Here is a 14,733-nt window from a genome sequence, read left to right as displayed (position 1 = left end):
TGTGAGAATCGACCGTATGTACAAACTTCAAGTCCAAGACCTGCACAAGCGCTACGGCAGCCATGAGGTGCTCAAGGGTGTGTCCCTGGAGGCCAAGGCAGGTGATGTGATCAGCATCATCGGCTCCAGTGGCTCGGGCAAGTCGACCTTCCTGCGCTGCATCAACCTGCTCGAACAGCCCCATGCCGGCCGTATCCTGCTCAACAACGAAGAGCTCAAGCTGGTGGCGGACAAGGACGGCGCTTTGCGCGCCGCCGACAGCCGGCAACTGCAACGCCTGCGCTCGCGCCTGTCGATGGTGTTCCAGCACTTCAACCTGTGGGCGCACATGACCGCGCTGGAGAACGTCATCGAGGCGCCGGTGCACGTGCTCGGCGTCAAGCGCAAGGAAGCCCTGGAGAAAGCCGAGCATTACCTGGCCAAGGTCGGCGTTTCCCACCGCAAGGACGCCTTTCCCGGCCACATGTCCGGCGGCGAGCAGCAACGCGTGGCGATCGCCCGAGCGCTGGCCATGGAGCCTGAAGTGATGCTGTTCGACGAGCCCACCTCGGCGCTGGACCCGGAACTGGTGGGCGACGTGCTCAAGGTCATGCAGTCCTTGGCCCAGGAGGGGCGCACGATGGTGGTGGTGACCCACGAGATGGGCTTCGCCCGCGAGGTGTCCAATCACCTGGTGTTCCTGCACAAGGGGCTGGTGGAGGAGCGGGGCAACCCGCGCGAGGTGCTGGTCAATCCGCAATCGGAGCGGCTGCGTCAGTTTCTCTCGGGCAGTCTCAAGTAAAGGCTGCCTTCGCGCACCAGAATAGGGCATGCTGCGCACGCGTGCAGTGTTGCCCGCTGCCTCACTCGACTCAGGTTTCGGACCGTCACCTATGACCACCCAGCGAATCGGCTTCCTCATCTGGCCCGGCACCCGGCCACTGACCCTGGCCCTGGCCGAGGAAGTGCTGCTGCTCGCCCAGCGGGTGCATCCGGAGGTGATCTACGACATCAGCTACCTGCAGGCCGAGCCCTCGCAGGACGCGGTCTGGCGCCTGCCTGGCGAGCCCTGGAACGGGCGGCTGGACGGGCTGCACAAGCTGCTGTTGCTGGCCGACGAGCCCACCCTGGCGCTCGGCACCGGCCTGGCCGCCGCGCTCAAGCAACTGACGCGCAGCGGCTGCATGATCGGCGGCCTGTCCGCCGGAGTGTACCCGCTGGCCATGCTCGGCCTGCTCGACGGCTATCGCGCTGCGGTGCACTGGCGCTGGCAGGACGACTTCGCCGAGCGCTTCCCCAAGGTGATCGCCACCAGCCACCTGTTCGACTGGGACCGCGACCGCCTGACCGCCTGCGGCGGCATGGCGGTGACCGACCTGCTGCTGGCGGTGCTCGCTCGTGACCATGGCGCCGAGCTGGCCGGTGCCGTGTCCGAGGAACTGGTGGTCGAGCGGATCCGCGAAGGGGGCGAGCGTCAGCGCATTCCGTTGCAGAACCGTCTGGGCTCCAGCCATCCGAAGCTGACCCAGGCCGTGCTGCTGATGGAGGCCAACATCGAGGAGCCGCTGACTACCGACGAAATCGCCCAGCATGTGTGCGTATCGCGTCGACAACTCGAGCGAATCTTCAAACAGTATCTGAATCGTGTGCCCAGCCAGTATTATCTTGAATTGCGTTTGAACAAGGCGCGACAGATGTTGATGCAGACCAGCAAGTCGATCATCCAGATCGGGTTGTCGTGCGGCTTTTCCTCCGGGCCGCATTTCTCCAGCGCCTACCGCAATTTCTTCGGCGCCACCCCGCGCGAGGACCGCAACCAGCGGCGCAACAGCAGCCCGTTCGAGCTCAGCTCGACGCCGGTGGACAAGCCCTGAAGCCACTCACGCCCTGCTGACGTGGTCGCCCCAGCGTTGGTTCGACCCGGTCACCGGCCTGATCCGGCGTGACCCCCGTTCACGCTGCCGCCATCTATCAGTACACTGCGCAATTGCAACCCTATTTGTCGCATTGCCGTAAGCCCCGGCGGGTTCGGGTTTGGCGCTGTAACAAGTTGTCGCCTGACAGCAAGGACCGGCGTCGAGCAGTCCTTACAATCCTTCAATCGTTGGTCACTTCGCCGACCAGCGTTCCTTTCCAGGAGACCCAGATGTCCGTTGAGCAAGCCCCGGTGCAACGTGCCGATTTCGACCAGGTGATGGTGCCCAACTATTCACCGGCGGCGTTCATTCCCGTGCGCGGGGAGGGCTCGCGCGTATGGGACCAGTCGGGTCGAGAGTTGATCGACTTCGCCGGCGGCATCGCGGTCAACGCCCTGGGTCATTGCCATCCGGCGCTGGTCAAGGCGCTGACCGAACAGGCCAATACCCTGTGGCACGTCTCCAACGTGTTCACCAACGAGCCGGCCCTGCGCCTGGCGCACAAGCTGGTGCAGGCGACCTTCGCCGACCGCGCGTTCTTCTGCAACTCGGGCGCCGAGTCCAACGAAGCCGCCTTCAAGCTGGCACGCCGGGTGGCCCACGACCGCTTCGGGCCCGACAAGCATGAAATCATCGCGGCGGTGAACAGCTTCCACGGTCGCACCCTGTTCACCGTCAGCGTCGGTGGGCAGCCCAAGTACTCCGATGGCTTCGGTCCGAAGATCACCGGTATCAGCCATGTCCCGTACAACGACCTGGACGCCCTGAAAGCGCAGATCTCGCAGCGCACCTGCGCCGTGGTGATCGAGCCCATCCAGGGCGAAAGCGGCGTGGTGCCGGCGGACAAAGCCTACCTGGAAGGCGCTCGCGCGCTGTGTGACCAGCACGATGCGCTGCTGATCTTCGACGAAGTGCAGACCGGTGTCGGCCGTACTGGCTCGCTCTACGCCTACCAGCACTACGGCGTGACCCCGGACATCCTCACCAGCGCCAAGAGCCTGGGCGGCGGTTTCCCCATCGGTGCCATGCTGACCACCGCCGAGCTCGCCAGCCACCTGGCGGTCGGTACCCACGGCACCACCTACGGCGGCAACCCACTGGGTTGCGCGGTGGCCTGTGCGTTGCTGGATGTGGTGAACACGCCGGCCACCCTGGAGGGCGTCAAGGCCAGGCACGCGCACTTCAAGAGCCGTCTGCAAGCCATCGGTCAGGCCGCTGGCCTGTTCAGCCAGGTGCGGGGTGTGGGCCTGCTGATCGGCTGCGTGCTCGGTGAAGCGTGGAAGGGCAGGGCCAAGGACGTGCTCAACGCTGCCGAGAAAGAGGGCGTCATGGTGCTGCAGGCAGGACCCGACGTGGTGCGCTTCGCGCCGAGCCTGGTGATCGAGGAAACCGACATCGACGAGGGCCTGGCCCGTTTCGAGCGCGCGGTCGCCCGGTTGATCCAGGGCTGATCGAGCGGCGCCACTGGCCGACGCCGCCATCGGCGGAGTCGCTGCCCAGTGAATTCACCTGCGGGTGCCTTGTAGTGCATGCAGCGCCCCGCCGACTTCCCGTGCCGAACCGATCGGCCAGTATTCCAGAGGAGTGACACCATGCTGGTGATGCGCCCCGCGCAAATGGCGGACCTCAACGACGTGCAGCGCATGGCGGCGGACAGCCCCATCGGCGTCACCTCGCTGCCCGACGACGCCGCGCGCCTGGGCGACAAGATCGCCGCCTCGGAGACCTCCTTCGCCGCCGAGGTCAGTTTCAACGGCGAGGAAAGCTACTTCTTCGTGCTCGAAGACAGCGTCACCGGCAAGCTGGCCGGCTGCTCGGCCATCGTCGCCTCGGCAGGCTATTCCGAGCCGTTCTACAGCTTTCGCAACGAGACCTTCGTGCACGCCTCGCGCGAGCTGAAGATCCACAACAAGATCCACGTCCTGTCGCTGTGCCATGACCTGACCGGCAACAGTTTGCTGACCAGCTTCTACGTGGTGCCGGAGCTGGTCGACAGCGGCTGGGCCGAGCTGAACTCGCGCGGGCGCCTGCTGTTCATGGCCGCGCACCCGGAGCGCTTCGCCGAGTCGGTGGTCACCGAGATCGTCGGCTACAGCGACGAGCAGGGCGAGTCGCCGTTCTGGGACTCGATCGGGCGCAACTTCTTCGACCTCAACTACGCCGACGCCGAGCGCCTGTGTGGCCTGAAGAGCCGGACCTTCCTCGCCGAACTGATGCCCCACTACCCCATCTATGTCCCGCTGTTGCCCGACCAGGCCCAGGAGGCCATGGGGCAGGTGCATCCACGGGCGCAGATCACCTTCGACATCCTCATGCGCGAGGGTTTCGAGACCGAACACTACATCGACATCTTCGACGGCGGCCCGACCCTGCACGCGCGCACCTCGGCGATCCGCTCGATCGCCCAGAGCCGGGTGGTGCCGGTGCTGATCGACGACACCCAGGTGAAGGCCGGGCGCCCGTACCTGGTGTGCAACGGCCAGCTGCAGGACTACCGCGCGGTGTTGCTGGAGCTGGACTGGGTGCCTGGCAAGCCGCTGGTGCTCAGGGGCGAGGCCGCGCAGGCCCTGCGGGTCGGTGAAGGTGGCAGTGTCCGTGTGGTGGCCGCCTGAGCCGGCCCGGCTCGCTGGCAAGCCTGATTCGCGGTAGGCACTGGCCGCCGCACAAGGAGAGAGCATGATCGTTCGTCCCGTACGCAGCAGCGACTTACCCGCGCTGATCGAGCTGGCCCGCAGCACCGGCAAGGCCGGGCTGACCACCTTCCCGGCCAACGAGGAGCGCCTGGCCCGCCGCGTGGGCTGGGCCGAAAAGAGCTTCAGCGGCGAAGCCGAGCGGGGCGATACCGACTACCTATTCGTGCTGGAGAACGACGAGGGCCTGGTGGTGGGCATCAGCGCCATCGCCGGCGCCGTGGGCCTGCGCGAGCCCTGGTACAACTATCGGGTCGGGCTGACCGTCAGCGCTTCGCGCGAGCTGGGCATCTATCGGGAAATTCCCACGCTGTTCCTGGCCAACGACCTGACCGGCAATGCCGAGCTGTGCTCGCTGTTCCTGCGCGAGGACTACCGCAACGGGCGCAACGGGCATCTGCTGTCCAAGGCGCGGATGCTGTTCATCGCCGAGTTCGCGCAACTGTTCGGCAAGAAGATCATGGCCGAGATGCGCGGCATGGCCGACGAGCACGGGCGCTCGCCGTTCTGGGAAAGCCTGGGTCGGCATTTCTTCAAGATGGAGTTCAGCCAGGCCGACTACCTCACCGGGGTGGGCAACCGGGCCTTCATCGCCGAACTGATGCCCAAGTTCCCGCTGTACACCTGCTTTCTGTCCGAGGCGGCGCGCAGCGTGATCGGTCGCGTGCACCCGGACACCGAGCCTGCGCTGGCGATGCTCGAGCGCGAGGGCTTCACCTACCAGGGCTATGTCGACATCTTCGACGCGGGCCCGGCGGTGGAGTGCGAGACTCAGCGTATCCGCGCGGTGCGCGACAGCGAGCGGCTGGTACTGGCGGTGGGCACGCCTGGCGAGGATGCCGCGCCCTACATCATTCACAACCGCAAGCGTGAGGATTGCCGCATCACCGCCGCCCCTGCGCGCCTGGCGGCCGGCACGCTGGTGGTCGCTCCGCTGACTGCCAAGCGCCTGCGCCTGGGTGCCGGTGACAGTGTGCGTGCGGTGCCCCTCACCGCGCCCCGGGAGGTGCAGGCATGACTACGCATTTCATCGATGGCCAGTGGCAGGTCGGGCAGGGCGAGGCGCTGCAGTCGCTCGACCCGGTCAGTCAGATGCCGCTCTGGGAAGGGCAGGCCGCCACGGCTGCTCAGGTGGACAGCGCCGTGCAGGCCGCTCGCCAGGCCTTCGTCCGTTGGGCGCAATCGAGCCTGGAGTCGCGCATCACGGTGCTGGAGGCCTTTGCCGGGCAGCTCAAGGGCCGCGCCGACGAACTGGCGCATTGCATCGGCGAGGAAACGGGAAAGCCGTTGTGGGAATCGGCTACCGAGGTCACCAGCATGATCAACAAGGTGGCCATTTCGATCCAGAGCTACCGCGAGCGCACCGGCGAGAAGAGCGGCCCCCTGGGTGACGCTACCGCCGTGTTGCGACACAAGCCCCATGGCGTGGTCGCGGTGTTCGGTCCGTACAACTTCCCGGGCCACCTGCCCAACGGCCACATCGTCCCGGCCCTGCTCGCCGGCAATTGCGTGGTGTTCAAGCCCAGTGAGCTGACGCCCAAGGTCGCCGAGTTCACGGTCCGCTGCTGGGCTGCGGCCGGCTTGCCCCATGGTGTGCTCAACCTGGTGCAGGGCGGGCGCGAGACGGGCATGGCCCTGGCTGCGCAGGAGGGCATCGACGGTATGTTCTTCACCGGTTCCAGCCGTACCGGCGCCTTGCTGCACCAGCAGTTCGCCGGGCGGCCGGAGAAAATCCTGGCATTGGAAATGGGCGGCAACAATCCGCTGCTGGTCGATCAGGTCAAGGACCTGGAGGCGGCGGTCTACACCATCGTCCAGTCGGCCTTCATCTCGGCCGGGCAACGCTGCACCTGTGCCCGGCGCCTGCTGGTACCCCAGGGCGAGTGGGGCGATCGCCTGCTGGCACGGCTGGTCGAGGTGTGTCGAAGCCTGCGGGTCGGAGCGTTCGACGCGCAGCCGGCGCCCTTCATGGGCGCGGTGATTTCACTGGAGGCGGCGCACCAGTTGCTGGCTGCACAGGCCGGGCTGCTGGCCAACGGCGCCCAGGCACTGCTGGAGATGACCCAGGTGCGCGCCGACACCGCTCTGCTGACGCCAGGGATCGTCGATGTCACCGCGGTGCGCGAGCGTCCGGACGAGGAGTTCTTCGGCCCCCTGTTGCAGGTGGTTCGCTATGGCGATTTCGAGGCGGCGATCGACGAGGCCAATGCCACCCGCTACGGTCTGGCGGCGGGACTGCTGTGCGACTCCCACGCCCGCTACCAGCACTTCTGGCTGCGCAGTCGCGCCGGGATCGTCAACTGGAACAGGCCACTGACGGGTGCGGCCAGCAGCGCGCCGTTCGGCGGGGTGGGCGCCAGTGGCAACCATCGCGCCAGTGCCTACTATGCTGCCGATTACTGTGCCTATCCGGTGGCCTCGCTGGAGGCCGCCAGCCTGGCCCTGCCGGCCACCCTGACCCCAGGGGTGACGCTATGAAGACAGGTCCCGGAGTCGAGCCGATGCACGCGTGTGAAGTGAACTTCGACGGCCTGGTCGGGCCGACCCACAACTACGGGGGGCTGTCATACGGCAACGTGGCCTCGCAGAGCAACAGCCAGCAGCACTCCAACCCGCGCGAAGCTGCCCGTCAGGGCCTGGCCAAGATGAAAGCGCTGATGGACCTGGGCTTCACCCAGGGCGTGCTGGCGCCCCAGGAACGCCCGGACGTGGCCGCCCTGCGCCGGCTGGGCTTCATGGGCAGTGATGGCGATGTGATCCGCCACGCCGCGCGCGAGGCGATGCCACTGCTGGTGGCCAGTTGTTCGGCGTCGAGCATGTGGGTGGCCAATGCCGCGACCGTCAGCCCCAGCGCCGACACCGCCGATGGGCGCGTGCATTTCACCGCGGCCAACCTCAACTGCAAGTACCACCGCAGCATCGAACACCCCACCACCAGCCGCGTGCTGCAAGCGATGTTCGCCGACCCACGGCACTTCGCTCACCACTCGGCGTTGCCGGCGGTGGCGCAGTTCGGTGACGAGGGGGCAGCCAACCACACACGTTTCTGCCGTGACTACGGCGAGCCTGGCGTCGAGTTCTTCGTCTACGGACGCAGCGCCTTCGACAGCCGCTATCCCGCGCCGCAGAAGTACCCGGCCCGCCAGACCCTCGAGGCATCCCAGGCCGTGGCCCGGTTGCATGGCCTGAGCGCGGACGCGGTGGTCTACGCTCAGCAGAACCCTGCCGTGATCGACCAGGGCGTGTTCCACAACGATGTGATCGCGGTGGGCAATGGCCAGGTGCTGTTCCACCACCAGGACGCCTTCCTCGACAACGACGCGGTGATGCATCAGCTACGGGCCGGCCTGGAAGCACGCGGTGGGCAGTTCCAGCCGATCGCGGTGCCGCGTTCGGCGGTCACGGTGGAGGACGCGGTGCGCTCCTATCTGTTCAACAGCCAGCTGCTGTCGTGCGCCGACGGCTCCATGCTGCTGGTGGTGCCCGAGGAATGCCGCAACAACGAGCGGGTGTGGCGCTACCTCGAGCAGCTGACCGCCGAGCGCGGCGTGATCCGCGAGGTCAAGGTCTTCGACCTCAAGCAGAGCATGCGCAATGGCGGCGGCCCGGCGTGTCTGCGCTTGCGCGTGGCGCTCAAGGCCCACGAGCTGGCCGCGGTCAATCCGCGCGTGATCCTGACTGCCACGCTGTACGATACCCTGGTGCAGTGGGTCGACAGACACTACCGAGACCGCCTGGCCGATGCCGATCTGGCCGATCCGCAGTTGCTCGACGAGTGCCGCACGGCGCTCGATGAGCTGACCCGGATCCTCGACCTGGGCAGCGTCTATCCGTTCCAATACCAACCTTGAAAGAGAGAACCCTGCAATGTCCGATGCCCTGCGCTTGATTCTGGAAGATGACGACGGCACTCAACTGGAAACTTCCTGCACTCGATTCGCCGTAGTCTGGCAAGGCAAGGAGGTGTGGATTCAGCAGGACGGCCGTGGCCAACTGCTGATCGGCGTCGACGTGGAGGAGGGCGATGCCGAATACGCCAACCTGCTGCTGCGTCCGATGGCCACCAACCTGGTGAGCCTGCAACTGGAGATGGAGCCGGCCGAAGTCGGCGAAGACGACGACCACGTGCACGGTCCGGACTGCGGCCACCACCACTGAGGAAGCGCCCATGCTCGCTCTCGGCAAGTTGCTCGAGCTGACCCTCACCGCTCACGAACCGGCCGAGAAGACCCAGGTGACGGCGCACGGTGTGCGCCTGCGCTGGCTGGGCGAGGGAGCCCTGGAAGTGCGGCCAGCCGAGGGCCAAGACTGCGGGCTCGATCTGCTCCTGTCGGCGGGGATCCATGGCAACGAGACCGCCCCGATCGAGTTGCTCGAGCGATTGCTGCACGGCGTGGCCAGCGGCACCCTCCGGCCCCGTGCGCGGGTGCTGTTCCTGTTCGGCAACCCGGCCGCCATTCGCACGGGCGAGCGTTTCGTGGAGCAGGACATCAATCGACTGTTCAATGGGCGTCATGCGCTGTCCAGTGGTTTCGAAGCGCTGCGCGCGGCGGAACTGGAGCAACTCGCCCGCGTGTTCTTCAGCCAGCCGGGGCGCACGCGCCTGCACTACGACCTGCACACCGCCATACGCGGCTCGCGAATCGAGCAGTTCGCGCTGTATCCGTTCAAGGCCGGCCGTGCGCACTCGCGCGCGCAGCTGGCGCGCCTGGCCGCTGCCGGGATCGACGCGGTGCTGCTGCAGGGCAAGTCGTCCATCACCTTCAGCGCCTTCACCTACGAGCAACTGGACGCCGAAGCCTTCACCCTGGAACTGGGCAAGGCCCGGCCGTTCGGACACAACGCTCAGGTCAATCTCGATCGGCTGGAACAGCGCCTGGTCCAGCTCATCGAGGACACCGAGCCCGATGGGCTGGACCAGGCGCTGGGCGGGCTCGCCCTGTTCCGCGTCTCGCGCGAGGTTATCAAGCACAGCGATGCCTTCCGTCTGCACGTGCCCGCCGACATCGAGAACTTTTCGCCCTTGCAGCACGGCTATCTGCTGGCCGAAGACCTGGCGCAGCAGCGCTGGGTGGTCGACGAACCGGACGCGCGGATCATCTTCCCCAACCCCAAGGTCGCCAATGGCCTGCGCGCTGCCATCCTGGTGGTGCCCGACGACGGCCAGCACCTGGCGTAGACCGCTGTCGCGGAGGCTCGCAAGCATCGGTCCTGCACGACCGCGGCGCAGTAGGCGACGCTTGCCGCACGCCCAGAGCCCTGCCCATGAACGGAATTTAATCTCCCAACGCCATGCGTTCTCCGGCCAACGGTCTGTAGCCGGCTTGTCAGCGGCCAAAGGGGCGATTTAGCATCCTGGCATGACACATTTGCCCCTGCGAGGCCGAAATTAGCCCGGATTAGCGGTTTGCATCGCATAAACACACTGCACCTTGCCTGCAGGACCGATATAATGCGGCCCTTTGCCGTCGTTTCGTCGATCCGACGCGTTAGCCAAAAACGGCCGCCGTTTCCGTGGAAGAACCTATGAAAAGCGCAGAAATCCGTGAAGCCTTCCTTCGCTTCTTCGAAGAGCAAGGTCACACCCGAGTCGCCTCCAGCTCGCTGATTCCGGGCAACGACCCGACTTTGCTGTTCACCAATGCTGGCATGAACCAGTTCAAGGACTGCTTCCTGGGCCAGGAAAAGCGCGCCTACACCCGTGCCGTCAGCAGCCAGAAGTGCGTACGCGCCGGTGGCAAGCACAACGACCTGGAAAACGTCGGCTATACCGCGCGCCACCACACCTTCTTCGAAATGCTGGGCAACTTCAGCTTCGGCGACTACTTCAAGCGCGACGCGATCACCTTCGCCTGGACCTTCCTCACCTCCGACAAATGGCTGAACCTGCCCAAGGACAAGCTCTGGGTCACCGTCTACGCCACCGATGACGAAGCCTACGACATCTGGACCCGGGAGGTCGGCGTGCCGCCGGAGCGCATGGTGCGCATCGGCGACAACAAGGGTGCCCCCTACGCTTCGGACAACTTCTGGACCATGGGCGACACCGGCCCGTGCGGCCCATGCACCGAGATCTTCTTCGACCACGGCGCGGATATCTGGGGCGGCCCGCCCGGCTCCCCGGAAGAGGACGGCGACCGCTACATCGAGATCTGGAACAACGTCTTCATGCAGTTCAACCGCACCGCCGATGGCGTGCTGCACCCGCTGCCGGCGCCGTCGGTGGATACCGGCATGGGCCTGGAGCGCATCAGCGCGGTCATGCAGCACGTGCACTCGAACTACGAGATCGACCTGTTCCAGCAGCTGCTCGCCGCGGCCGCCAAGGCCATCGGCTGCAACAACGAGGAACAGCCTTCGCTCAAGGTGGTGGCCGACCACATTCGCTCCTGTGGTTTCCTCATCGCCGATGGCGTACTGCCCTCCAACGAAGGTCGCGGCTACGTCCTGCGGCGCATCATTCGCCGTGCCTGCCGTCACGGTAACAAGCTGGGTGCCAAGGGCAGCTTCTTCCACCTGATCGTCGCCGCGCTGGTTGCCGAGATGGGCGAGGCGTTTCCCGAGCTCAAGAGCCAGCAGGCGCATATCGAGCGCGTGCTCAAGACCGAAGAGGAACAGTTCGCCAAGACCCTCGAGCAGGGCCTGCGCATCCTCGAACAGGACCTGGCGCAGTTGCAGGGCCAGGTGGTACCGGGCGACGTGGTGTTCAAGCTGTACGACACCTACGGCTTCCCCATGGATCTCACCGCCGACATCGCGCGTGAACGCCAGCTGAGCATCGACGAAGCCGGCTTCGAGCGCGAGATGGACGCCCAGCGCGAGCGGGCTCGATCGGCCAGCGCCTTCGGCATGGACTACAACAGCCTGGTCAAGGTCGATACCGCCACCGAGTTCCTCGGCTACGAGGCGACCTATGGCGAAGGCAAGGTCGTGGCCTTGTACAAGGATGGGCAGTCGGTCGATCAGCTGGGCGAGGGCGAGGAGGGCGTCGTGGTATTGGACCGCACGCCGTTCTACGCCGAGTCCGGTGGCCAGATCGGCGACGCCGGTTACCTGCAGGCCGGGGCTGCACGCTTCGATGTGCGCGACACCACCAAGACCGGCGGCGCCTTCCTGCACCACGGTGTGGTCGCCAGCGGTGCGCTGCTGATCGGTGCGCCGGTCCAGGCCCATGTCGATGCCCAGGTGCAGAACGCCACCTCGCTCAACCACTCGGCCACCCACTTGCTGCACGAAGCGCTGCGCCGCGTGCTGGGCGAACACGTCCAGCAGAAGGGCTCGCTGGTCGACAGCCAGCGCCTGCGTTTCGACTTCAGCCATTTCGAAGCGGTCAAGCCGGAGCAGATCAAGGCGCTGGAAGACATCGTCAACGCCGAGATTCGTCGCAACACCGAGATCACCACCGAACTCACCGACATCGACACCGCCAAGCGCAAGGGCGCCATGGCCTTGTTCGGCGAGAAGTACGGCGATACCGTGCGGGTGCTGACCATGGGCGGTGATTTCTCGGTGGAACTGTGCGGTGGCATCCATGCCAAGCGCACCGGTGACATCAGCCTGTTCAAGATCGTCAGCGAGGGCGGCGTGGCCTCCGGGGTGCGCCGTATCGAGGCGATCACCGGCGCGGCGGCGCTGGCCTGGCTGAACGCGGCCGAGGAACAGGTCAAGGAAGCGGCGCAACTGGTCAAGGGCAACCGCGACAACCTCATCGACAAGCTGTCGGCTGTGCTGGAGCGCAACCGTCAGCTGGAGAAGCAGCTCGAGCAGCTGCAGGCCAAGGCCGCCAGTGCCGCAGGAGACGATCTCTCCAGTGCGGCCGTGGCGGTCAAGGGTGCCAAGGTGCTTGCCGCCCGCCTGGACGGGCAGGATGGCAAGGCGCTGCTGGCGCTCGTCGATCAACTGAAGAACAAGCTCGGCCATGCGGTGATCCTGCTGGGCAGCGAGCATGAGGGCAAGGTCGTGCTGGTGGCCGGCGTGACCAAGGACCTCTCCAGCCAACTCAAGGCTGGCGACTTGATGAAGCAGGCCGCTGCGGTGGTCGGCGGCAAGGGCGGCGGGCGTCCGGACATGGCCCAGGGTGGAGGCGTGGACGTCGCCGCCCTGGACCAGGCCCTGGCGCTGGCCGTGCCGTTCGTCGAGCAGGGGCTTTGAGAGGAGGTGGCCGGCGTCGTGGACCCCGGCCACCTCGGCAAGGATTGACTACTGGGTGCCCTTCGTGGGCTGAGGCACTTTGAAATGGCGTTGATCGTACAGAAATTTGGCGGCACCTCCGTCGGCTCCATCGAGCGGATCGAGCAGGTGGCCGACAAGGTCAAGAAACACCGCGAGGCCGGCGATGACCTGGTGATCGTGCTGTCGGCCATGAGTGGTGAAACCAACCGCCTGATCGAGCTGGCCAAGCAGGTCTCCGACCAGCTGGTGCCTCGCGAGCTGGACGTGATCGTGTCCACCGGCGAGCAGGTGACCATCGCCTTGCTGGCCATGGCGCTGATCAAGCGCGGTGTACCGGCCGTGTCCTACACCGGCAATCAGGTGCGTATCCTGACCGACAGCGCGCACAACAAGGCGCGTATCCTGCAGATCGACGATCAGAAGATCCGTGCCGACCTGCAGGCCGGCAAGGTCGTGGTGGTGGCAGGCTTCCAGGGCGTTGACGAGCACGGCAACATCACCACCCTCGGCCGTGGCGGTTCGGACACCACCGGCGTCGCCCTGGCGGCAGCGCTGCGTGCCGACGAGTGCCAGATCTACACCGACGTCGACGGCGTCTACACCACCGATCCGCGCGTGGTGCCGCTGGCCCGCCGCCTGGAGAAGATCACCTTCGAAGAGATGCTGGAAATGGCCAGCCTTGGTTCCAAGGTGCTGCAGATCCGTTCGGTGGAGTTCGCCGGCAAGTACAACGTCCCGCTGCGCGTGCTGCACAGCTTCAAGGAGGGTCCGGGTACCCTCATTACCATCGATGAAGAGGAATCCATGGAACAGCCGATCATTTCCGGTATCGCCTTCAACCGTGATGAGGCCAAGCTGACCATCCGTGGTGTGCCGGATACCCCGGGCGTGGCTTTCAAGATCCTCGGCCCGATCAGTGCGGCGAACATCGAAGTCGACATGATCGTGCAGAACGTTTCGCACGATAACACCACCGACTTCACCTTCACCGTGCACCACAACGAGTACGAGAAAGCCCTGAGCGTGCTGGAAAGCACCGCGCGGGAAATGGGGGCTCGCGAGGTCATCGGCGACACCAAGATCGCCAAGGTGTCGATCGTCGGTGTCGGCATGCGCTCGCACGCCGGTGTCGCCAGTCGCATGTTCGAGGCGCTGGCCAAGGAAAGCATCAACATCCAGATGATCTCCACTTCCGAGATCAAGGTCTCGGTCGTCATCGAGGAGAAGTACCTCGAGCTGGCGGTGCGCGCGCTGCACACCGCCTTCGAGCTCGATGCGCCTGCTCGACAGAGCGAGTGACGCATCGCCCTGGGGGGCGCGGCCGATGCCGCGCCCTTCGCGTTTCTGGCTGACGTGCAGGTTACTGTCCTTTCCTGTCCGACAGCCGTGAAGGCCGCTGGATCGTCCCATCCGCGGCCTGTGCTTCAAACAGACTGTTGTCCCTGAATGAATTGCGTGAGGAGAAAGCTATGTTGATTCTGACTCGTCGGTGCGCCGAGAGCCTGATCATTGGAGACGGTGAGATCACCGTGACCGTCCTGGGTGTGAAAGGCAACCAGGTGCGTATCGGCGTGAGCGCCCCTAAGGAAGTGGCCGTTCACCGCGAGGAAATCTACCTGCGGATCAAGAAAGAGAAGGACGAGGAACCAAGCCTTTAATTTTTATCGAGTTTTTTTCAAAAAAAGGTTTGCAAACGGGGAAGGGTCTGGTTAATATACGCCCCGTGTTGCGGTGAGGTGGCCGAGTGGCCGAAGGCGCTCCCCTGCTAAGGGAGTATACCTCATAAGGGTATCGGGGGTTCGAATCCCCCCTTCACCGCCATTTTTCGTGTAGGGCGCTGTAAACGGTTAAGAAGCTTAAGTCGTTGAAATTAAACGAAAAAGTACTTGGCAAAACGATTCAGCGATCTATAATGCGCGGCAAGACACGGACTCATAGCTCAGCTGGATAGAGTACTCGGCTACGAACCGAGCGGT

The 14,733-nt window shown here is 65.3% G+C and carries 12 protein-coding genes and 1 tRNA gene; all 13 read left to right on the top strand.

Features of this window, described 5'->3' with window-relative positions; translation table 11 throughout:
* Positions 1-16 precede the first annotated feature (16 nt).
* A complete protein-coding gene (locus tag IAE34_RS23025; RefSeq protein ID WP_200141265.1) occupies positions 17-781 on the top strand; it encodes an ABC transporter ATP-binding protein in 765 nt (254 codons plus the stop codon).
* A 91-nt stretch (positions 782-872) separates the two neighbouring features.
* Positions 873-1,853 (top strand): GlxA family transcriptional regulator, encoded by a 981-nt coding sequence (locus tag IAE34_RS23020; protein ID WP_200141264.1) that lies wholly within the window; start codon positions 873-875, stop codon positions 1,851-1,853.
* A gap of 272 nt (positions 1,854-2,125) precedes the next feature.
* Positions 2,126-3,346 (top strand): aspartate aminotransferase family protein, encoded by a 1,221-nt coding sequence (locus IAE34_RS23015; RefSeq protein WP_200141263.1) that lies wholly within the window; start codon positions 2,126-2,128, stop codon positions 3,344-3,346.
* Between the two features lie 141 nt (positions 3,347-3,487).
* Positions 3,488-4,507 (top strand): arginine/ornithine succinyltransferase subunit alpha, encoded by a 1,020-nt coding sequence (gene aruF / locus IAE34_RS23010; protein WP_200141262.1) that lies wholly within the window; start codon positions 3,488-3,490, stop codon positions 4,505-4,507.
* Positions 4,508-4,571: 64 nt separating this feature from the next.
* Complete coding sequence (astA, locus tag IAE34_RS23005) at positions 4,572-5,603, top strand: arginine N-succinyltransferase (RefSeq protein WP_200141261.1); 1,032 nt, start codon at positions 4,572-4,574, stop codon at positions 5,601-5,603.
* Positions 5,600-7,063: a succinylglutamate-semialdehyde dehydrogenase gene (gene astD / locus IAE34_RS23000; protein WP_200141260.1), complete on the top strand. Its 1,464-nt coding sequence runs from the start codon at positions 5,600-5,602 to the stop codon at positions 7,061-7,063. The genes astA and astD overlap by 4 nt, the downstream gene beginning before the upstream one ends.
* Positions 7,064-7,086: 23 nt before the next feature.
* Positions 7,087-8,436 carry an N-succinylarginine dihydrolase gene (gene astB / locus IAE34_RS22995; RefSeq protein WP_200141259.1) on the top strand — a complete coding sequence of 450 codons (1,350 nt, stop codon included), beginning with the start codon at positions 7,087-7,089 and terminating at the stop codon, positions 8,434-8,436.
* Positions 8,437-8,452: 16 nt separating this feature from the next.
* Positions 8,453-8,743 (top strand): topoisomerase II, encoded by a 291-nt coding sequence (locus tag IAE34_RS22990; RefSeq protein ID WP_200141258.1) that lies wholly within the window; start codon positions 8,453-8,455, stop codon positions 8,741-8,743.
* Between the two features lie 10 nt (positions 8,744-8,753).
* On the top strand, positions 8,754-9,764 hold the full coding sequence (astE, locus tag IAE34_RS22985; RefSeq protein ID WP_200141257.1) for a succinylglutamate desuccinylase: 1,011 nt from the start codon (positions 8,754-8,756) through the stop codon (positions 9,762-9,764).
* A gap of 347 nt (positions 9,765-10,111) precedes the next feature.
* Positions 10,112-12,736, top strand: coding sequence for an alanine--tRNA ligase (gene alaS, locus IAE34_RS22980; RefSeq protein ID WP_200141256.1), 2,625 nt, complete (start codon positions 10,112-10,114; stop codon positions 12,734-12,736).
* A gap of 84 nt (positions 12,737-12,820) precedes the next feature.
* Entirely contained in the window at positions 12,821-14,056 is a 1,236-nt protein-coding gene (locus tag IAE34_RS22975) for an aspartate kinase (RefSeq protein WP_200141255.1), read from the top strand.
* A 170-nt stretch (positions 14,057-14,226) separates the two neighbouring features.
* Positions 14,227-14,415, top strand: a complete 189-nt coding sequence (csrA, locus tag IAE34_RS22970; RefSeq protein WP_003254503.1) for a carbon storage regulator CsrA — start codon at positions 14,227-14,229, stop codon at positions 14,413-14,415.
* 72 nt (positions 14,416-14,487) lie between these two features.
* Positions 14,488-14,578: transfer RNA gene (locus IAE34_RS22965), tRNA-Ser, on the top strand.
* Positions 14,579-14,733: the final 155 nt, after the last annotated feature.

It is taken from the genome of Pseudomonas sp. S30, from assembly GCF_016518545.1.
GTDB lineage: Bacteria > Pseudomonadota > Gammaproteobacteria > Pseudomonadales > Pseudomonadaceae > Aquipseudomonas.
The sequence above is the reverse complement of the archived record's forward strand: the minus strand, read 5'-3'. Positions and strand labels throughout refer to the sequence as shown.